18 protein-coding genes are annotated in these 21,766 nt (G+C 27.7%); 3 read left to right on the top strand and 15 right to left on the bottom strand.

The features are described 5' to 3' along the window. Position 1: 1 nt before the first annotated feature. The 12 genes from aroQ to RATSFB_RS00725 all read right to left on the bottom strand — a co-directional run bounded on the left by aroQ (position 2) and on the right by RATSFB_RS00725 (position 13,191). Entirely contained in the window at positions 2–433 is a 432-nt protein-coding gene (gene aroQ / locus RATSFB_RS00780) for a type II 3-dehydroquinate dehydratase (RefSeq protein WP_014094162.1), read from the bottom strand. Continuing rightward, the gene (locus tag RATSFB_RS00775) at positions 434–1,270 is read right to left on the bottom strand and encodes a shikimate dehydrogenase family protein (protein WP_014094161.1); all 837 of its coding nucleotides are present in this window, start codon (positions 1,268–1,270) and stop codon (positions 434–436) included. Between the two features lie 219 nt (positions 1,271–1,489). Continuing rightward, positions 1,490–2,785: a phosphopyruvate hydratase gene (eno, locus tag RATSFB_RS00770; protein ID WP_014094160.1), complete on the bottom strand. Its 1,296-nt coding sequence runs from the start codon at positions 2,783–2,785 to the stop codon at positions 1,490–1,492. 31 nt (positions 2,786–2,816) lie between these two features. After that, the gene (gene gpmI, locus RATSFB_RS00765) at positions 2,817–4,349 is read right to left on the bottom strand and encodes a 2,3-bisphosphoglycerate-independent phosphoglycerate mutase (protein WP_014094159.1); all 1,533 of its coding nucleotides are present in this window, start codon (positions 4,347–4,349) and stop codon (positions 2,817–2,819) included. A gap of 13 nt (positions 4,350–4,362) precedes the next feature. Next, positions 4,363–5,109 (bottom strand): triose-phosphate isomerase, encoded by a 747-nt coding sequence (tpiA, locus tag RATSFB_RS00760; protein WP_044035464.1) that lies wholly within the window; start codon positions 5,107–5,109, stop codon positions 4,363–4,365. 17 nt (positions 5,110–5,126) lie between these two features. Then, positions 5,127–6,320, bottom strand: a complete 1,194-nt coding sequence (locus RATSFB_RS00755) for a phosphoglycerate kinase (RefSeq protein WP_014094157.1) — start codon at positions 6,318–6,320, stop codon at positions 5,127–5,129. A gap of 73 nt (positions 6,321–6,393) precedes the next feature. Beyond that, a complete protein-coding gene (gene gap / locus RATSFB_RS00750; RefSeq protein ID WP_014094156.1) occupies positions 6,394–7,401 on the bottom strand; it encodes a type I glyceraldehyde-3-phosphate dehydrogenase in 1,008 nt (335 codons plus the stop codon). A gap of 245 nt (positions 7,402–7,646) precedes the next feature. Next, a complete protein-coding gene (locus RATSFB_RS00745) occupies positions 7,647–8,489 on the bottom strand; it encodes a hypothetical protein (protein WP_014094155.1) in 843 nt (280 codons plus the stop codon). 28 nt (positions 8,490–8,517) lie between these two features. Continuing rightward, positions 8,518–9,408, bottom strand: a complete 891-nt coding sequence (locus RATSFB_RS00740) for an ABC transporter permease (protein ID WP_050982247.1) — start codon at positions 9,406–9,408, stop codon at positions 8,518–8,520. A 44-nt stretch (positions 9,409–9,452) separates the two neighbouring features. Next, positions 9,453–10,523, bottom strand: a complete 1,071-nt coding sequence (locus tag RATSFB_RS00735) for an ABC transporter permease (RefSeq protein WP_014094153.1) — start codon at positions 10,521–10,523, stop codon at positions 9,453–9,455. Continuing rightward, entirely contained in the window at positions 10,516–12,030 is a 1,515-nt protein-coding gene (locus RATSFB_RS00730) for an ABC transporter ATP-binding protein (RefSeq protein WP_014094152.1), read from the bottom strand. Before RATSFB_RS00730 ends, RATSFB_RS00735 begins: the two co-directional genes overlap by 8 nt. A gap of 84 nt (positions 12,031–12,114) precedes the next feature. Continuing rightward, positions 12,115–13,191 (bottom strand): BMP family lipoprotein, encoded by a 1,077-nt coding sequence (locus tag RATSFB_RS00725; protein WP_014094151.1) that lies wholly within the window; start codon positions 13,189–13,191, stop codon positions 12,115–12,117. Between the two features lie 386 nt (positions 13,192–13,577). On the opposite strand from RATSFB_RS00725, the gene RATSFB_RS00720 reads away from it, so the two are divergent. Then, complete coding sequence (locus RATSFB_RS00720; RefSeq protein WP_371136978.1) at positions 13,578–14,135, top strand: GNAT family N-acetyltransferase; 558 nt, start codon at positions 13,578–13,580, stop codon at positions 14,133–14,135. Between the two features lie 30 nt (positions 14,136–14,165). Here RATSFB_RS00720 and RATSFB_RS00715 read toward each other — a convergent pair whose 3' ends face one another. Both RATSFB_RS00715 and RATSFB_RS00710 read right to left on the bottom strand, forming a co-directional pair. After that, positions 14,166–18,032 (bottom strand): glycoside hydrolase family 2 TIM barrel-domain containing protein, encoded by a 3,867-nt coding sequence (locus RATSFB_RS00715; RefSeq protein WP_014094149.1) that lies wholly within the window; start codon positions 18,030–18,032, stop codon positions 14,166–14,168. A 138-nt stretch (positions 18,033–18,170) separates the two neighbouring features. Then, positions 18,171–18,425: a hypothetical protein gene (locus tag RATSFB_RS00710; protein ID WP_044035460.1), complete on the bottom strand. Its 255-nt coding sequence runs from the start codon at positions 18,423–18,425 to the stop codon at positions 18,171–18,173. A gap of 177 nt (positions 18,426–18,602) precedes the next feature. On the opposite strand from RATSFB_RS00710, the gene cls reads away from it, so the two are divergent. After that, positions 18,603–20,069: a cardiolipin synthase gene (gene cls, locus RATSFB_RS00705; RefSeq protein WP_014094148.1), complete on the top strand. Its 1,467-nt coding sequence runs from the start codon at positions 18,603–18,605 to the stop codon at positions 20,067–20,069. 29 nt (positions 20,070–20,098) lie between these two features. On the opposite strand, the gene RATSFB_RS00700 is transcribed toward cls, so the two are convergent. Then, positions 20,099–20,782, bottom strand: a complete 684-nt coding sequence (locus RATSFB_RS00700; RefSeq protein ID WP_014094147.1) for a hypothetical protein — start codon at positions 20,780–20,782, stop codon at positions 20,099–20,101. A 168-nt stretch (positions 20,783–20,950) separates the two neighbouring features. Here RATSFB_RS00700 and RATSFB_RS00695 point away from each other — a divergent pair, with 168 nt between their 5' ends. Beyond that, the gene (locus RATSFB_RS00695) at positions 20,951–21,754 is read left to right on the top strand and encodes a transporter substrate-binding domain-containing protein (protein WP_014094146.1); all 804 of its coding nucleotides are present in this window, start codon (positions 20,951–20,953) and stop codon (positions 21,752–21,754) included. The last annotated feature ends 12 nt before the right edge of the window (positions 21,755–21,766 follow it).

Raw genomic sequence — 21,766 nt, 5'->3', positions numbered from 1 at the left:
TCTAAAATATTTCTATTAAAGCATAAAGTGCTAAAACATACGAGTTCTTACCAAATCCACAAATTTGCCCAAAACACGCTCCAGCTATAACACTCTTTTTTCTAAAATCATCCCTTGAAAATACATTAGATAAATGAACCTCTATAAATATCTTATCTACCGATAATATAGCATCATATATAGCATAACTATAATGAGTAAATGCTCCTGCATTTATCACAAAGCCATCATAATTTTCACATTCATTATAAATTTTATCTATAATATCCCCTTCATGATTGCTTTGATAAAAATCAACAGAAATAGAAATCTTCTCTCCTTCTGATTTTATATACTCATTTATTTCATATAAAGTTTCATTTCCATAAATATAATTTTGACGCCTACCCAAAAAATTTAAATTAGGTCCATTTATAATAAGTACCTTTTTCAATTACTCCTCCAAGAAAATCTTTATGAATTCTTTATATATATTCGAAACATCCTCTTGATCTATTTTACACCCTCTCCAAATTTCTTGAGATTTTATTGCTTGATAAAAAACCATATCTCGACCATCAATAAGAGTTAAATTTTCATTCGAAAATTTGCTCAAAAAATTTGTAATATATCCAACATTATAATTAACATCATAAACAAAGTTTGAAATATCCACTCCGCACAAATCAAAATTACTCGTTAAATTTATTGTATTTACCACTCCAAAATATGTACCTTGCACCTTATCTAATATTTCAGTATTAATCTCATAACCATCATGTATCTCATACATTAACTTCTTAAGAGCATTTAATTTTTCAAGATTCCTTGCACAAACATATACATTTGCCCCTAAATCAATCAAAGAGCTTATAACTATCCTAGAAGTTGCACCACTTCCCAAAACCAATATATCATTTCCACTAATCTTATCTTTGTAATCTCCAAGACCTTTTAAAAAACCATAAACATCAGTGTTATATCCCACAGCTTTACCATTTGAAACCTTAACAGTATTTACACACCCTACTTGTTTCGAAAAATCGTCCAATTCATCTAAATACTTTATTATGTTAATCTTGTGAGGAGAAGTTATGTTAAATCCTTGAAAATTACTCTTTAGCAAACTAAAATTATATACTAGCCCGTCAGAAGTAATCTTGAGCTTAGAATACATTTTATACTCCTCATTAAAATAATTAAAAATAGTTCTATGTATAAATGGGGAAACACTACATTGTATAGGGTCTCCTATAACAGAATATTGTTCATAATTAATCATAAAGTTCATTATGTTCTCCCTATAAAAATACTATCATACTTATATTACAAATATTTTAATATCTTAAAAAAATAATATCATAAATAACAATTAAAATAAATAGCAATTAAAATTCCTATTGATATCTATGAAAATTATAACTATTTATATATGTTTTTATTCAATATATAAATTTCTCGATACAAATGATATCTATAATAAAAATGTGGGGTCATAAACCCCACTAAATTATTTTTTTAAATTATAGAAAGCATTTGCCCCTCTATATTCTCCCATTGATCCAAGTTCTTCCTCAATTCTTAATAATTGATTATATTTAGCAACTCTCTCACTTCTTGCAGGAGCTCCAGTTTTTATTTGTCCTGCATTAACTGCAACAACTAAATCAGCTATAGTTGTATCTTCAGTTTCACCAGATCTGTGAGAAACAACTGCAGTATATCCAGCTCTTTGAGCCATTTCAATAGAATTTAACGTTTCAGTTAAAGTTCCAATTTGATTAACTTTTATAAGTATAGAATTTCCAACTCCCTTATTTATTCCCATGCTTAATCTTTTAACATTAGTAACAAATAAATCATCTCCAACAAGTTGAACTCTATCTCCTAATTTATTAGTTAATATGCTCCATCCTTCCCAGTCATTTTCAGCCATACCATCTTCAATAGAAATAATTGGGTACTTATTAGCTAAATCAACATAGAAATCAGCCATTTCTGCAGGACTTAATACTCTTCCCTCTCCTGCTAAATTATAGTTTCCATCTTCGAAGAATTCTGATGAAGCTGGATCAAGTGCGATAAATATTTGCTCACCCGGCTTATATCCAGCATTTCTTGTAGCTTCCAATATTATTTGTATCGCTTCTTCATTTGATTTCAAATCTGGTGCAAATCCACCTTCATCTCCAACAGCTGTTGATAAACCTTTATCATGAAGTAATTTTTTAAGTGAATGATAAATTTCAGAACACATTTGTAATGCCTCAGAGAAAGTTCCTGCTCCAACTGGCATTATCATAAATTCTTGTAAATCTACATTGTTATCAGCATGTTTACCGCCATTTATTATATTCATCATAGGTACTGGCAATGCCTTAGCATTACATCCACCAATATATTGATAAAGAGATACACCTAAATGCTCAGCTGCTGCCTTAGCACAAGCAAGGGATACTCCAAGCGTTGCATTAGCTCCCAATTTTCCTTTATTATCAGTTCCATCAAGATCTATCATTGTTTTATCTATTTTAACTTGATCAAATATATTTAATCCTACTAAAGCTTGAGATATAACTGTGTTAACATTATTCACGGCATTTAAAACACTCTTACCTGAGTAATTTTTCTTATCTCCATCTCTCAACTCAACAGCTTCATATTCACCAGTGGACGCTCCTGATGGTACTGAAGCTCTTCCAACTGTTCCATCTTCAAGAGTAACCTCAACCTCTACAGTAGGAAAAGCTCTTGAATCCAATATTTGTCTAGCATGAATATTGACAATTTCTACATAATTTTTCATTAATAATACCCTCCATAATTTCCTATTTTAATTATTTTTTTGTTATTAAATTTTCCCCAGTAATTTCTGGTGGAACATCTAATCCCATAACATTTAGAATCGTTGGTGCTATATCTGCAAGTTTTCCACTTTCTTTTATTTCTATACTTTCATAATCTCCTGAAACGTATATAAATGGAACTTTATTACAGGTATGGGCAGTCATAGGTCCACCATTTTCATCAACCATACATTCAGCATTTCCATGATCAGCCGTAATAAATAATTTGTGTCCAAGACTTAAAATCTTATCAGATATTTTACCAACAGCTAAATCAACAGATTCAATAGCTTTAATAGTAGCTTCAAAATTCCCTGTATGCCCAACCATATCAGGATTTGCTATATTACAAACTATAAAATCATATTTATCAGATTCTATTGATTGAATCAATGTATCTGTAAGCTCAGGTAAACTCATCTCAGGTTTCAAATCATATGTTTTAACATTAGGAGAAGGTATTAAAATTCTATCCTCTCCGTTGTACGACTGTTCAATTCCACCATTGAAGAAAAACGTAACATGTGCATACTTCTCAGTTTCTGCGATTCTTAATTGTTTCTTGTTCTGATTACTCAAATACTCTCCTAGCGTATTTGGGTAAACTTCAGGTTCAAATGCTACTAAAACATTATTAAGTTTCTTATCATACATAGTCATACATAAAAAATTAATATCTAAATTTTCAACATCAAATTCTTTAAACCCTTTATCAACTATAGCATAAGTTAACTCTCTAGCTCTATCTGGCCTAAAATTAACAAAAATGCATGAATCTTTATCTTTAATATTTCCATTTGGTTCTATCAAAGTTGGTGGTACAAATTCATCTGTTATTCCGTCATTATAATATGATTTTAAAACATCAACTGGATCTTTATGAATTCTGTCCTCTCCAATACCACGAACTATAGCATCATAAGCCTTTTGTACTCTATCCCATCTTTTATCTCTATCCATTGTGTAATATCTTCCTGAGATAGTTGAAATAATTCCATAAGATATTTGATTGATATAATCTTTAATATTTTTAATATACATATGGCCTGAAGTTGGAGAAACATCTCTTCCATCAGTAAATAAATGTATATAAGTTTTCTTTACATTTTTCTCTTTTGCAAGCTTTAGAACAGCTTTTAAATGATCATAATGAGCATGAACCCCTCCATCTGATGCAAGTCCCATAACATGAAGGTTTGTATCGTTTTTAATACAATTATCCATCACTTTTATTAACTTTTCATTTTTGAAAAAATCTCCATCATTTATAGATTTTGTTATCCTTGTTAGTTCTTGATAAATTATTCTTCCTGTACCTATATTTAAATGACCAACCTCTGAATTCCCCATTTGACCATCTGGTAATCCAACGTTCATACCACTTGCATGTAAACCAATATTTGGATATATAGCATTAATTCTATCTATATTATCCGTTTTAGCCTTAGCTATGGAATTTCCAAATAAATCTTTAGATATACCAAATCCATCTAAAATTAATAGAACACATAAATTCTTATTCACTATGAAGCTCCTCCTAAAAATTAACAATCCTCTCAAAATCTTCAACAACTATAGAAGCTCCACCAACTAAAGCACCGTCTATATTCTCCATAGACATTTGTTCCTTTATAGTATTTGGCTTAACTGAACCACCATATAGCATGATCATATTTTCAGATATTTCCTTATTATAAATACTGCTTACAACCTTTCTTATGAAAGAAATTGTATTATCAGCGTCAATACTTGTAGCCGTTTTACCAGTTCCAATAGCCCAGATTGGCTCATACGCAATTACAACTTTGCTTGCATCTTCACTTGATATATTTAAAAATGCATTTTTAATTTGATTTGTTAGGATATTTTCCATATCACCATCTTCTTTTTCCTTCAAACTCTCTCCAACACACAAAACTGGAACAAATCCATGTTTTAAGCAAGTATGAATTTTTTTATTAACAGTTTCATCACTCTCTCCAAAGTAAATCCTTCTTTCACTATGTCCTATTAAAACATGAGAAACTCCTACACTTTTAAGCATATTTGGAGAAATTTCACCGGTAAATGCTCCCTGCTCTTCAAAGTGTACATTTTGAGCTCCTAACTTTATGTTTGATCCACTAAGTGTATTTGAAGCTAATGCAAGAGAGGTAAATGGGACACATACAACAACCTCAGTTTTAGCATCTTTAACTTTCGGAATTAATTTATTTAAAAATTTATCTGTTTCCTCAACTGTGAAATGCATTTTCCAATTTCCCATTATTACATTCTTTCTCAAAAAAGACACCTACTTCATTATTTATTATTTAAAATATCAATTCCAGGTAAAACCTTACCTTCTAATAATTCAAGAGACGCTCCTCCACCTGTAGATATATGAGTCATTTTATCTCCAAAACCTAAAATATTAACAGCTGCAGCTGAATCTCCTCCACCTATTATTGTTGTAGCATCAGATTCTGCCATAGCCTTAGCAACTTCCATTGTTCCCTTATTAAAGTTAGAAAATTCAAAAACACCCATAGGACCATTCCAAATTATAGTTTTAGCATTTTTCAATGCATCTCCGAATAATTTACTTGTTTTTTCTCCAATATCTAATCCCATAAATCCATCTTCTATATTTTCATCATTAGTAACTCTTCTAGTTGCATCATTTGAAAACTTATCAGCTATAACATGATCTATAGGAAGTAATAAGCTAACATTCTTTTCCTTAGCTTTATTTAACATATCTTTTGCATACTCTAACTTATCTTCCTCAACTAAGCTTATTCCAACTGAATAACCTTGTGCTTTTAAGAATGTATAAGCCATGCCTCCGCCTATTACCAAAGTGTCAACTTTATCTAATAAATTATTTATAACATTTATCTTATCAGAAACTTTAGCCCCTCCAAGAACAGCTAAAAATGGCTTTTTAGGATTTTCAATAGCTCCACCTAAAAATCCTAGTTCTTTTTGTATTAAAAATCCACAAACTGCAGTATCTACAAACTTAGCTACACCAACTGTAGAACAGTGCGCTCTATGGGCAGTACCAAAAGCGTCATTTACAAATATATCGCAAATAGATGCTAAATCCTTCGAAAAACCATCTTCGCACTTACCTTCTTCCGCTCTAAATCTTGTGTTCTCAAGAAGAGCTATATCTCCATTATTCATTTCACCAACTTTTCTTCTAACATCGTCATCAACAACCAAATCACTTTGTAAGAATTCTACGTTAACTCCTAAAAGCTCTGAAAGTCTTGAGGCAACAATTTTTAAACTCATTGACTTATCAGGACCTTTAACCTTACCTAGATGAGAGCAAAGTATAACCTTCCCACCATTTTTATAGGCATACTTAATTGTGTCAAGAGCCCCTAATAATCTATTTTCATCAGTTATTTTTCCGTCTACTATAGGAACATTAAAATCACATCTAATCAAAACCCTTTTACCATTTAATTGAACATCTTCTATACTTTTTTTATTAAATGTCATACTTTTCCCCCTAAACATTTTAATTATTAATAAAGGTTGATCTTAAATAAAACCAACCTTTAAATACAATATCTTATAAGCTTTTAGCAACCATTTGTGCTAAATCTGCTAATCTGTTTGAGTATCCCCATTCATTATCATACCAAGAAACAACTTTAACCATATTGCCTTCTATAACCATTGTGCATGGAGCATCAATTATTGAGCTCCTCTTATCTTGTCTGTAATCCATAGATACAAGTGGCTCTTCTTCATATCCTAAAATTCCTTTTAAATTTGTTTCTGATGCTTTTTTAAATGCAGCATTGACTTCCTCAACAGTAACTTCTCTTGAAAGCTCAGCAACCAAATCAGTGCATGAAACTGTTGGAGTTGGAACTCTCAACGCAAATCCATTTAATTTACCTTTAAGCTCTGGTAATACTAAGGCAACGGCTTTTGCAGCTCCTGTTGTTGTAGGTATCATAGACTCAGCAGCAGCTCGAGCTCTTCTCAAATCACTATGCGGTGCATCCAATATTTTTTGGTCATTTGTATAAGAATGAACTGTTGTCATAAGTCCTTTAACTATCCCAAAATTCTCATGAAGAACCTTTGCAAATGGAGCTAAACAATTTGTAGTACACGAAGCATTTGAAATTATATTATGCTTCACAGGATCATACTTATCGTTATTAACCCCCATAACTATTGTTATATCTTCATTTTTTGCTGGAGCAGAAATTAAAACTTTTTTAACACTTCCACTTATATGAACTTTGGCCTTTTCTGCATCAGTAAAGAATCCTGTGGATTCAATTACTATTTCACACCCAACACTAGACCAAGGAATATTAGCTGGTTCTCTTTCTGCAAATATTTTTACTTCATTCCCATTTACAACAATAGAATCTTCCTTAACTTCAACTGTACCTTCAAATTTTCCAAAAAGAGAATCATATTTTAACAAATGTGCTAAAGTCTTAGAATTAGTTAAATCATTTATAGCAACTACTTGTAATTCATTACCATAATTTTCAAGTAAAGCCTTAAATACATTTCTTCCTATTCTTCCAAAACCATTAATCCCTATTTTAATCATTAGAATTCCTCCTAAATTTCTAATTAAATATATTAATATCTTTAACTGATTAATTAAAAATATTCTTCGTTATTTAATTAACGTATTAAAAAATAACTAAATCTTAATTTATTTTTAAATAACTATCTAATACAAATTATAAAACATAAAATTAATTTTTTAAATAATTATTTTTTAACAAATAACAATTTTTTATATAATAAAATAAGGTTCTATAGATATACTATAGAACCTTATTTTATTAATTAAACAATATTACTTAAATACTTATTAAACACATCAACTAATTCTTTAGACATATTACTTAAATTAAACTTTATATTTCCTTCTTTAACTCCAATTGAATAATCAGTAATTTCATCGCCTTCAATCATATTTATAAAACCTTCATAGTCATATAAAACAGTTAATAAATCCTTGGAAATATCATCCATATTAAGATTAAACAAAAACTTATCATTAACATCAATCACTTCTTTAGATATATTAAATATAATATCGCTATTGTTACTACTTATAAATGATTGCACTTCATCAATATTACTAGTTGTTACATACTTAACATTTTCTAAATCTGATAATAAATCATACGCTCTTAGATTAACTTCCTTAATTCCAGCAACAAATGAATCCATAATCTCTTTATAGTCAACATAATCCTCTGAATAAAGAATAGATATACTATTTTTTCTCGTTACAACTCCACTTATTACTCCTAATATATAAGCTACGGATTTCTGATTTATTAATAAGTTATTTGTATTTACATTTTCACTATTTATATAAACCAATTTTTTTACTTTATCCGAAATATCTATATTCGAAAACTTTTTAGATATAATGTAAACATTGTTATTATTTTTCTTTTTAGATAGTAATTTATCGAAATATTCTACAAATTTTTCATCGCTAGTTATATTTAAAGTTTTAAAATTATCAAGTGACTTTTCCATATTATATTTAAAACTATATTCAGCAAGACTTTTAAATTCATCACTATAAACATAAACAACTCTGTATTTATTAGAACTACAAGAACTCATAATTAAAAATATTGCCATAAAAATAAATACATATAATCTTCTCATAAATTAGTCCCTTCTATCGATTATAAAATCATCTTTTACCCTTTTCATAGAATTCTCCCAAAGATAGTGGAGAACTACTCTTTCTTACAAAAAACACAAGTGCAACCATGGTCAATATATACGGTAACATATAATATATCTCTGTAGGTACATTAACTAAAAATTTTTGAGATAATATCTCAAATGTTTGTGATAAAGAAAAAATCATACATGCAATAAAAGTTGTATGTGGTTTCCAATTACCAAATATCATAGCAGCCAATGCTATATATCCTCTTCCATTAACCATGCCAACTCTAAACAAATTTATATTAGCAATAGATAGTGCAGCTCCACCAATACCTGCCAAAACTCCTGATAACACCACACACACAAATCTAACTTTATAAACATTTATTCCTAAGGTATCTGCAGCTTTCGGATGTTCACCAACTGCTCTAATCCTATATCCTATGCTAGTCTTATATAAAATAAACCATGATAATACAACAACTACAATCGCACCTATTACAAACCAATTTAATTCAGATAATAATTTGCCTACAATAGGTATATTCTCAAACATTTCTTTAGGATACGGTACTACTTTAACTGTATCCGTTTGTCCCTGGGACCCAAATAAAACTTGTATTAAATAACTTGTTATAGATGTCGCAAACAAATTTATACCAATTCCCGATATGATTTGATTTGCTCTTAAAAATATACTCAATACCCCATGTATAGCTGCTGTAATACCAGCAAACAAACAAGCCATCAAAATTCCTACAACAGAACTTCCCGATATATGGGTTCCCCAAACTCCAAAAAAAGCTCCCATTATCATCATTCCTTCTATTCCTATATTTACAACTCCAGATTTTTCAGAAAAAACCGCTCCTATAGATGCAAATATTAGTGGAGTCGCAAATCTAAGCATTGTAGCTACGATAAATATAAAGTCTAAAAAATATGTATTTCCCACTATTTTACACCCCTTTTCTTAAACCTATTAGTAAGATATTTAAATACATATTCACCTGCTATAAACAAGATTATAACTGCCTGCACCAAAAAAATAATATCTTTAGGTATCCCATTAAACTGCAATTCTAAAGCAGATGCATTTAATGCACCGAACAATAAAGATGTTAAAACTATTGCTATGGGATTATTCCTAGCAACTAAAGTTACAGCTATACCATCAAAACCATAATTTAAAAAATTAAAAAGTTTAGGTACTCTATGCTGAATTCCTGAAACAAATATAGATCCTCCCAATCCAGCTATAAGTCCAGATATTACCATAGAAATTATTATAGATTTTTTAATATTAATCCCACCATATTCGGATGCATACTTATTATATCCAACACTTCTAAGTTCATATCCAACACGTGTATTATTTATAAAAAAATATACAATTACAATAAGCACAATACCTATAATTAATCCATAATTAGCCCTAAATGATGCATCACTGAATAGTCTTGGCAACATTGATGATTCACTAATTTGATAGCTTGATTCATATCCCGGTTCTTTCAAAAAAGTACTTATACACAAATTCAAAACGTTCATAGCTATAAAATTCATCATTATAGTATTAACAACTTCATTTGAATTTAATTTTACCTTTAAATACGCAGGTATAAATGCCCATAAAGATCCAGCTATCGTTCCTCCTAGAATAATTAAGATCAAATGTATAAACATAGGTATCCCCGGTATTACTCCAATTATTACAGCAGCCAAAATACCCATCATAAATTGTCCTTCAACACCTATATTAAATAAATTTGTTTTAAACGCAACCAAATGAGCAAGTCCGGTAAATATATAGATTGTTGTATACACTAAGGTCTCAGATAAACTAAATAAACTTCCAAAACTACCATCCCAAAAAGATTTTAAAAGTAATGTAACTGATTCCATAAATCCACTTTGTTTAGACCACATCACAAAGAAAATAGCTATAAATATCGATATGACTATAGATAATAAAGAGAAAATAATAGACTTGAACACATTATTAATTTTAGCATTTTCACCCACCAAACACACCTCCAGCCATCAATATTCCGATCTTATTCTCATCTGCTTCTTTCCTATCTAAAACTCTAGGAATATTCCCATTATATATAACTCCTATCCTATCAGATAAACTTAATATTTCATCAAGTTCTAATGATATCAATAAAATAGCTTTGCCATTATTTCTTTCCTCTATAAGCCTCTTATGAATATATTCAATAGATCCTACATCGAGCCCTCTAGTTGGTTGCACTGCTATTATAAGTTTGGGATTTTTATAAATTTCTCTACCTATTATAAATTTTTGCTGATTACCTCCAGATAAAATTGAAGCATTCACACTATCACTTATAGTTCTCACGTCAAATTCCTCTATAATTCTTTTTGCATGATCTCTTATTTTCTTATAATCAAGAAAAATCCCTTTTGAAAATTTACTTAAGTGTTGCATTCCTAAAATCGAATTTTCATACAAAGAATGTTGAAGTACTAATCCCGTCTTATGCCTATCCTCTGGTATACTCACTACATTTTTATTTATAATATCCTTTGCTGATAAATTTTTAATATCCTCTCCATTAAATAATATCTCACCTCCACAACATTTCCTTATACCAGTTAAAACTTCTACGAGTTCACTTTGTCCGTTACCATCAACTCCAATAATTCCAAATATTTCTCCATACTTGACATCTAAATTTAAACCCTTAATCGCATCTATACCTCTATTATCTTTTGCCATTAAATTTCGAATACTTAATACATTTCCAAATTCCTTTGACTTTTCAGTATACACATTTAAATCAACCTGTCTTCCCACCATAAGATTTGCAAGTTCTTCTATAGATGTATCTTCTGTATTTAATGTATCAATAAGTTCTCCCTTTCTTATAATTGTTACTCTATCACTCATACTCATAACCTCTTTTAATTTATGAGTAATAAGTATAATAGATTTGCCTTCATTAACAAGATTATTCATAATATCTCCCAACTCTTTTATCTCATCAGGAGTTAATACAGCAGTTGGTTCATCAAGTATTATTATATCTGCTCCTCTATAAAGCATCTTCAAAATTTCTACTTTCTGTTGTTGACCCACAGATATATCATGTATTTTACTATTTAGATCTATATTAAAATCATATTTATCAATTAATTTTTCAACTTTCTCATTTACAGAACTCTTATCAAATATAAATTTAAATTTAGTAGGTTCATGTCCAAGAACTATATTTTCTGCAACAGTAAAATTATGTACTAACATAAAATGTTGATGAACCATACCAATACCCTTAGATATAGCATCTTTAGGTGTACTTATTTTTGTTTTTTCACCATTTATAAAAATATCCCCTTCATCTTGATTATAAATACCATATAAGATATTCATAAGAGTTGTCTTTCCTGCCCCGTTTTCTCCAAGAAGAACATGTACCTCTTGTTTCCTTAAGTCAAAATTTATATTTTTATTAGCAATCATACCAGGAAATCTTTTAGTTATATTTTTCATCTCAACAACTTTCATAGATCATTCTCCCTTAATAAAAAAAAGCCACTATTATAAAAAAACTATTCTCTTCTTATAAAAGTAGCTTTAAACCGATCAAAATTATATATTAAAATTTTTAAGTTCTTCAATAGTTTTAGGTACAACTATTTCTCCATTTTTTATCTTATTACTATACTCTTCAACCTTATCTAATACTTGTTGAGTAACCTTTCCGTTTTTATTCTCAACTAAAGATACAGCTCCATCTTTTAATCCTAATTCAACTGTAGTAGCAACAAATCCATTCTCCAAAGTTTTCCTTACAACATCATATACAGCAATATCTAATTTTTTAATCATCGAAGTAAGTATTACATCTTCATATTCAGGAAGCGTAAGTGTTTGATCTTGATCTACACCAATACAATAATTTCCAGTTTCCTTTGCAGCCCTAAACATACCTATACCAACAGCTCCAGCAGCATGATATACTATATCGACACCATCATCAAAAAGAGACTTACCTATTTCATAACCTTTAGACACATCCGAGAATGTACCTGCATATCTAGAAGTATTGCCATCCTCTAAAAGTTTTCCTGCTTCTGGATTAACACTCTTAACTCCAGCAATAAAACCAACTTCAAATTTTTTAATTAATGGAGAATCAGTTCCTCCAATAAAACCAATTTTATTAGTTTTTGTCATCATACCGGCTAAAACCCCAGCTAAAAACGACCCTTCTTCTTCTTTAAAGTTAATATTGTACACATTATCCCCTTCTACTACATCATCTATCATAACATAATTAACTTTAGAATTCTTTTTAGATGCATCACTAATAACTTCCTTTAACTTATATCCAACACCTACAACCAAATCGCTATTTTTTGATAACCTCTCCATATAAGGTATGAAATCTGTATTCTGCTTAGGTTCCAATACCTGAAGATCAATTCCAAAATCTTCTTTAGCCTTTGTCAGCCCCTTATAAGTTATATCATTAAAAGATTTATCGCCAAGAGATCCTTCGTCAGTAATCATACCAACTATTAATTTCCTCCCCTCAACTACTTGTCCAGAATCCGAGTTGTTAGAAGTATTTTCTTGAGTAGATGAAATAGAATTACAACCTACTAAGAAAAAAATTGAAGCAGCTATAGAAATGAACATAGGAAAAAGTTTTCTCTTTTTCATAATTTTTATAACCTCCAAGATAATTAAATTTTTTTAATCACTCCAAACTGATTATATCACAATAAGTTATATCAACTCATATTTTTTCATTAATTTCTATAAAAATTATTTTTTATTTTATCAAAGTAATAAATAACTCTGTTTAGATCTTCTATATAATCAAAATCTAATATTTTGAAAACGTTTTACTTTAATAATGTGTAAAATATTTCTCCTATATATTAAAAAAATATTTATATTTTATAAATTTTAAAATTGATTTTTGTTTTTTTTTATAATATAGTTATTACATTAGTACATAATAAAATATTGATTATAATTAAGTATTGTGAATATATATTCATAATACCTTTGAGGATTAATTATGATAATTATTCAAACTACAAATTTTAATTATAGAACCTATTTGTGAAAAAAGTTTAACCTATATATTAAAAAATATTGATTATGATTTTAATACTCTTGTACCTAAGAATGCATCTCAATATCAAATTAATAAATTTATTCTACATAACGATAAAATACGTTGCTTTAATTCATTGGGATATTTTGTGATTAAATTAAAAAAGGATTTATCTCCAATTGGTTTTATATCTATTATACCTAGATATATACATGAAAATTTAATTAATGAACTTGGATATTTTATTATAAAATATTACAGAAATAATAATTTTATGAAAGAAGCTATATTTCATACTTTAAATTATGTATTCAACAATACAAATATAGATAAAATATATTCTCTTGTTGAAGATTCAAATTCAGTATCAAAACACATATTATTAAATATTATGATGTTCAATTTTATTGGCTCATTACCAAATTGTAGTAAATTAACACAAGTATACTATTTAACTAAGTCAAAATTTTTAAATCAAAAAGAGCTTATATATATTAAAACAAATAAATGTTTAATTAAAAATAAAAGAACCTTGATTTAAATCAAGGTTCTTTTATTTTTAATTATATTCCTAATTAATTGATATATTATTAATAAACACAGGTGATAATTTAAACAAAAAACTATATATATGATTTTTATCAATATAATTAATACATTCATCCTCAAAACTCTCAAATGTACTTCCATAATCTTTCGATCTAACATTCACTATAATTGAAGAATATTTACTCATTTGATATGAATGCTTCTTTTCAAATTCATCATCAATATAAGAACTGGCATTGATTTGAATAAATTCATGAATATTTTCAATCCGAATTCCTACACCATCATTCCTATAGAAATCTATCCACCTAATATCTGTTATATTCCCAGTTCTTTGAGGAGTCATATAATCCGTAAATTGATTATTTATGTTACTCTTATACTCGCCAAGATTACTCCCTTTATTCCTATCATTATAATTTTCTAATGGTCCTCTTCCATAATACTGTATATTTTTAAAATTAGTTGGTATAAATACCTTAAATCCAACTGATCTGGCGTGAGGTATCCCATATTTTAATAACTCCATATACAAATCTATACTAATTTCTCCATATTCATTTATCCTATATGTTGTAATAAGAACTGAATTATTTAAATCATATATTAATCTATAAAACCTTATTACTATACATCCATTTTCATATGAAACATTATAATTATTATTTGCATTTATCTTAGAAATATTTTTCCAAAATACTACTTTATCGTATATGTTGAATAATCTTTCATTATCATTTAGTGGATTCCAAAAATCAATTAATAACTCTGAATTTATTAAATCATCGTTTTTATATCTATAATGCTTAAGATTTCCTGATGCTTTGTTAAAAACAATATAATATTCCTCAGATTTAACTTCAAATTTATCCTCTAAATCGTTTACTATGAAATTTTGAATCTTCTTACTATTTACATTTACTTCACAAAGTGAATTATCCAAATTTATTTTAAATTGATTATTTGATATTTCAAACCCTCTATTCGCCCAATTTGTACCCTCATTTAATACAAATCCAATATTTAAGAAAAACTCATTACCATTTAAATTATTGATCTTTTCAATATCATGTATATTAAATACAATTTCACTCATAGGTTCTACATTAACTATAGCCATATCTCCTTGCACTACTTTACCATCAACTAAATAATTCCATTTCAGCATGTAATCCTTTAAATTCTTAAATAGATTTTTATTTCTAATGAGAATCTTACCATTTAAAATATCATAATCTCTTATATCTATATTTTGATATGCATGCTTAACCTCGGTAACTTGTGGTTTAAGTTTCCTGGATGCCAATAATATACCATTAGCACAAAATGCAGAATCATTTGGAGAATCATTAAAATCTCCTCCTGTTGCTAAATATCTCTGTGAATGTACCTTCTTTTTAATCATATTTCTTTTATTATCAAAATCATTAAATATTATTCTCGTAGCATCAATGTTATAAAAATTCTTATTTCTCAAATATTCTATATCCATTCCCTTAGAAAATAGTTTAACTTCATCTATCACTCCATTAATACCCTCATAATGTGTATAACTATTATTCCCTCCAACTTGTATTCTATCTTTAAAATACGCTATATTATAATTAAAAATTTTCTCTCCAACCAAATTATCATCTATAAATAATCTCATAACATTATCTTTATATGTAGCAGTCACATTATGAAAATTATTAACCCAATCTTCAGGTGTTATAAATATAATTGTATCAAATATTCCCGAATTATCTCTTACATAAAATTCAACAACTCGATTATTAGATTTATTATAATTCGTAATTTCCCTTACTCCAAACTCATTTCCTTTCTTTAGATAAACACACCCTTCCCCTTCGTATATACTCGGTTTTACCTTAAGATCTATAGTAAATTCATCAAACTTTAAATTTTTAGTATTATCATATAATATTACTCCTTTATATCCGTTCCCCTTATATCCATCTTCTATGTATCCCTCAAATTCACCGTGAAACATATTACAAGGAGTAATAAAGGTTCCTATACATGGAGTTTCCCTATAAACACCTTGATCTATGAAATCCCATATAAATCCTCCTTGAACGTTATCAATGCTTTCAAATTTTTCGATATATTTATCTAAACTCCCACCACTATTTCCCATGGAATGGGCATATTCACATAAAATATAAGGTTTATTTGGAATATATTTACTCTGTTTTTCAATATCATTTATTCTTACATACATCTTACTTACAACATCACTTGCATAATATTTATCTCTCTCGCCTTCATAATGAATAATTCTACTTCCATCTCTTAGATTTACATAATTATATAAATCTCTAAATATACTCCCACCTCCACTTTCATTTCCAAGAGACCATATCAAAACACTAGGATTATTTTTATCCCTCTCTACAAGTGAATTAATTCTATCAAAGCATGCCCCTCTCCATATTTCCTTATCTCCAGGTATTTCACCCTCAACACCGTGTGCTTCTATATTTCCCTCATCAATTACATAAACTCCATATTCATTACATAAAGAAATAAAATAAGGATGGGTAGGATAGTGAGAAGTTCTCACAGAATTTATATTATTTCTCTTAATCTCTTTTACATCAAATTCCATATCTAAAGTCGATAATGCCCTACCTTTTGTTGGATGTGTTTCATGCCTATTTACTCCTTTGAACAAAATCGGCTTTCCATTTATATACATTTTATTCCCTTTTATCTCAAAAGTTCTAAATCCAACTCTCGTATGTATTGATTGCGTCTCATTAAGTAAATCATTTTTAAGAGAAATAACTAAGTTATATAAATTAGGTTCCTCTGCAGACCATTTCTTAGGCTCTTTTATATTCAAACATAAATTAAAATTTCCTTTTATTGCATCCTTATACGTATAACTATTATCAAAATTCCCCATATTCTCAATACTACTTATTAAATTCCATTTTTCATCAAATAAAACAGTAGATATGCTATAATTTCTATTCTCATTAAGGTAATTTATCAAATTTACATTTAATATTAAATCAAAATTCTTTAAATCATCATCAGCATTAGTTATAACTTCAAAATCAGCAATATGTATCTTAGGTGTTCTATACAAAAATACGTCCCTAAAAATCCCACTTAAACGAATAAAATCCTGATCTTCAAGAAAACTTCCATCACACCATCTAAAAACTTGAACAGATATGTAATTTTTACCACTTACTAAAAAATCTGTGATATCAAATTCGCTCGGAGAAAAACTATCTTCACTATATCCAACAAATTCCCCATTTATCCATAAATAAAAACACGATTCAACTCCTTGAAATGATATATACACTTTATCATTAAGCCAAGATTCATCTACAAAAAAATCTCTTCTATAATTACCAATAGGATTAAATTTCTTAGGGGCTTTATAAAATTCCAAATTTTCAAACCCAGTCCAGGGATACTTAAAATTTACATATATAGGAAAATCATATCCTTCCATTTGCCAATTACTAGGTACATTTATATCTCCCCAATTAGATACATCATAATCCTGTTTATAAAAATCCAAATTCCTATACTTAGGTGCATAATCAAGTGAAAATTTCCATTTTCCATTTAATACTTTAATATTGTCACTATCTTTTATTTTCACACTATTTAATGGATCTTTCTTTACATCTGATAACAAAATTTCACGATTAGGATAGGGCAAAAAGAAACTCCTAGCAATTTCCCTATTTATATGAAACACATCAACTCTATCATCCCATTCATTAAAATCAGCATAAACTTTAGGAAACTCCTTAACAAAACTATTTAAACTAACTACTCCTTTAACTTCTCTATTTATAGCTACAAATATAGAAATACCGATTATTATAAAACCAAGCGGTAGTATAAATAGTTTAAACATTTTATATAACATTATCTTTACACTTAACAAAATTCACCTTCCCAAAATAACAAAACTAAGCATGTGGTTAGCTTACCTCACTCTACTATTTTTTATTACTTAAAAAACAAAAAGTACTTGCACATGCAAGTACTTTTATTAATAAATTCCCATTTTCTGATAATATCTTCCTTTGCGGTATCTTAAAACCTCATCATAAGAATCATCTTTTACATTGTGATTTGAACAACGACAATCACCATACGAATTAAAATTTTTAAAATCAGAGTCATTTAAATCTCTAATTAAATTTCTTTTTAGAGTTTTAGATACAACTCCTGCTATAGTTACAACTGATGCTATACCTATTGCTGATATCGCCGCAATAGCAGTTCCCTTATTCATTTTTTTCATAATATTACCCCCCTATTATTAAAAAATATTTTCACCCTAAGTTCTGATATATTATAAATTATGTTACAAATATTTTATAAATATACTTAATAATAATATATTTAAAACTTAAATTTAAGTATAAAATATTTATTGATTAATGTCATTACTTTTTTATTTATGATTAAGGAGATTAATATGAATTATCTAAATTTAATTATGATTTCTTTCCTCATAATAAATTTATCAATAATATTTTTTGTAATAATAAACGAAAGACGCCCTCCTGAAAAAAGCTTAATATGGATTTTAACATTGATTTTTTTCGGTCCTATAGGATTTATATTTTACCTATTTCTCGGCAAAGACATACAAAGACCTTATTTAAAAAATAATTTATTATATAAACTTCATTTGTTTGATTATTCATCGAATGAATCTGTTATAGAGCTCATACCCAAAAATAATGATTATGATGAAATTATACAAACAATAGATCTAGTTTCTAAAATTAATGTATTTCCAATAACTAAATATTCAAAAATTGAAATATTTTCAAATGGTATACAAAAATTTGATTCATTAAAAAATGAACTTAACGCTGCAAAACATCACATACATATGGAATATTTTATAGTTAGAGATGACCATATTGGAAATGAAATAAAAAACATACTCATTAGAAAATCAAATGAAGGGGTAAAAGTAAGATTCATATTAGATAAAATAGGATGCCATAAATTATCTAAAAAATATATAAATGATTTAAAACAAAATGGAATAAAAGTATTATTTTATTCCTATATGTCAACACCATTTTTAAAGCTGATAAATACTCAAATAAATTATAGAAACCATAGAAAAATAGTTATAATAGATGGAATAACTAGTTTTACTGGTGGAATCAATATTGGAGATGAATATCTTGGGAGATCGTCTATTGGAAATTGGAGAGATACTCATTTAATGATAAAAGGAGAATGCTCTCTTGCAATACAAGATGTATTTATAGATGATTATACAAATCTTATGAAACTAAAAGATAAAAATTATTCAAAAGATGATATAACAAATGATATATCAAACTATTTCCCAAAACCTAAAGAAAACAATATACTCTTAACCCAAATAATAAGAAGTGGCCCTAATTTATCAAAAGATAATATGATACTCCCCATAATAAAACTCATAAGCATAGCTAAAAAAAATATTAGAATTTGTACTCCATATTTTATACCATCTGCTGGATTTCTTGATATATTAAAAATTTCAATATTATCTGGTGTTGAAATAAGCATAATATTTCCTGGAAAACCTGACCATAAACTAGTTTATTATGCATCGAAAACATATCTAAGAGAACTTTCAAACATAGGGTGTAAAGTGTATTTTTATGATAAAAATTCATTTATACACTCCAAATTTATAATAGTTGATGATTATATCGTAACTGTTGGAAGCACCAATATGGACATAAGAAGCTTCGAACTTAACTATGAAATGAATTTAATAATATATGACCACAATATTTGTGATAAATTTATATCTATCTTTGAAGAGGATATAAAAAATAGCACACTTGCAAATATAGAGTCATTTGAAAATATATCAATATATCAAAAATTCTATGAAAATATATCAAGATTGTTTTCATCCCTTCTATAAAAAATAGAGCAGATAATATCTGCTCTATTCTAATTACTAAAATCTATTGGAGAATAATAACGTACAGGAGCTTCTTTCCTAACCATATAATTAACATGTACATTATTTAAATTTGTATATCCACTCTCTATTAAAACATTTTTTATATTCTTTACAATTTCATCGAATCTCTTCTTAGACATTATAAATTTTGTATTTAAATATATATGTACAATATGCGGTTCATCGATATTTTTATTATAAAAAGCCTTGTGATCATACTTTCCTTTTAAAATTTGCATTTCTGTATATATTTTAAATATTTCTGGAAATTCATTCTTTAGATCTTGCTCTAAACTTTCTTTTAATTGCCTCGCAAACCTTTGACTCATTAAATTATCCTTATTATTATGAAGATAACCATCTCCTATAATATGCCCTCTGGAAGATAAATTAAATGTATATGTTTCATTTGGAATGTAAAAATCAACAGTCCCAATATATGTATTAGAATTGATATCGTAATCAACATCAATATCACCATAAAATTTATCTTTGTATGTATAATTTAAATGATTAGTTAAATTTATTTGTGAAGCTTCCATATTCTTAACATATATTATGTACCTATTATACAAAAACATAAACGCCGAAAGACACACTATACCACATACAATAATAAAAGTCCAAATTATTTCCTTTTTGTTCCTCTTAAATCGCAATAAATAACTCATAAACTTCCCCTATTAAAATTTCTTAAAATTATGTAATAAATATTATAACATATATATTTTAAGCTTATACAGCATTTATTACATAAAAATATTTTAATTGAATACAAAATATGAAATAATGTATAATTATACATTATTATTAAAATTATTTAAGGAGAGTTATTAAAAATGAAATTAAATAAAATGCTAATTAGTTTATTTTCAATTCTCATATTACCACTATTTTTTGTATCCTGTAACTCAAATACAAATAAATTAGAATCAATAAAACAAAGTGGAAAAATAACACTAGGTACTTCTGCAGATTACCCTCCATATGAATTCCCTTTTATAGATGAAAATGGAAATGAACAAATAGTAGGATTTGATATAGAAATTGCAAAAGAAATTGCAAAAGATTTAGGAGTAGAACTCGTTATTAAAAATCTAGACTTCTCAGGATTATTAGATGCATTAAATTCAAATAATGTAGACTTTATATTATCTGGAATATCTCCAACCGAGGAAAGAAAACAAAGTATAGATTTCTCAGAAATATACTATACAGCTGAAAATGTTATAATTACGCTAAATCCCAACATTAAATCTATAGATGATCTAAAGAATTTAACTGTAGGTGTACAACTTGGTAGTATTCAAGATAGACTTGCTCAAGATAATTTAAAAAATTCAGAAATCAAAACATTATTGAGAATACCTGAGCTAATTCTTGAATTATTATCTAAAAAAGTTGATGCACTATTAATAGAAACTCCTGTTGCTCTTCAATATCAAAAAAGAAATCCTGAATTATTTATAGTGAATGACCCAAGTTTAAACAATAAAATTCAAGGATCTGCTGTTGGTATAAAAAAAGGTAATAAAGATTTAGTAAATGAAATAAATAAAACGATCACAAGATTAATTAAAGATAATAAAATCAACGAATTATTCAACAATTCAATTGAACTTGCTGAAAAACTCAATAAGTAAAATATAAAATGG

Source organism: Candidatus Arthromitus sp. SFB-rat-Yit, assembly GCF_000283555.1.
Taxonomy (GTDB): domain Bacteria; phylum Bacillota; class Clostridia; order Clostridiales; family Clostridiaceae; genus Dwaynesavagella.
Note: the sequence above shows the minus strand (reverse complement) of the source record. Positions and strands in the feature narration are given on the sequence as shown.

Bases quoted from the DNA above. Each gene is read 5' to 3' on its own strand.
- RATSFB_RS00775 (WP_014094161.1), bottom strand. From the start codon at position 1,270: ATGAACTTTATGATTAATTATGAACAATATTCTGTTATAGGAGACCCT.
- eno (WP_014094160.1), bottom strand. From the start codon at position 2,785: ATGAAAAATTATGTAGAAATTGTCAATATTCATGCTAGACAAATATTG.
- RATSFB_RS00755 (WP_014094157.1), bottom strand. From the start codon at position 6,320: ATGACATTTAATAAAAAAAGTATAGAAGATGTTCAATTAAATGGTAAA.
- gap (WP_014094156.1), bottom strand. From the start codon at position 7,401: ATGATTAAAATAGGGATTAATGGTTTTGGAAGAATAGGAAGAAATGTA.
- RATSFB_RS00745 (WP_014094155.1), bottom strand. From the start codon at position 8,489: ATGAGAAGATTATATGTATTTATTTTTATGGCAATATTTTTAATTATG.
- RATSFB_RS00740 (WP_050982247.1), bottom strand. From the start codon at position 9,408: ATGCTTAGATTTGCGACTCCACTAATATTTGCATCTATAGGAGCGGTT.
- RATSFB_RS00730 (WP_014094152.1), bottom strand. From the start codon at position 12,030: ATGAAAGTTGTTGAGATGAAAAATATAACTAAAAGATTTCCTGGTATG.
- RATSFB_RS00725 (WP_014094151.1), bottom strand. From the start codon at position 13,191: ATGAAAAAGAGAAAACTTTTTCCTATGTTCATTTCTATAGCTGCTTCA.
- RATSFB_RS00715 (WP_014094149.1), bottom strand. From the start codon at position 18,032: ATGTTTAAACTATTTATACTACCGCTTGGTTTTATAATAATCGGTATT.
- RATSFB_RS00710 (WP_044035460.1), bottom strand. From the start codon at position 18,425: ATGAAAAAAATGAATAAGGGAACTGCTATTGCGGCGATATCAGCAATA.
- cls (WP_014094148.1), top strand. From the start codon at position 18,603: ATGAATTATCTAAATTTAATTATGATTTCTTTCCTCATAATAAATTTA.
- RATSFB_RS00700 (WP_014094147.1), bottom strand. From the start codon at position 20,782: ATGAGTTATTTATTGCGATTTAAGAGGAACAAAAAGGAAATAATTTGG.
- RATSFB_RS00695 (WP_014094146.1), top strand. From the start codon at position 20,951: ATGAAATTAAATAAAATGCTAATTAGTTTATTTTCAATTCTCATATTA.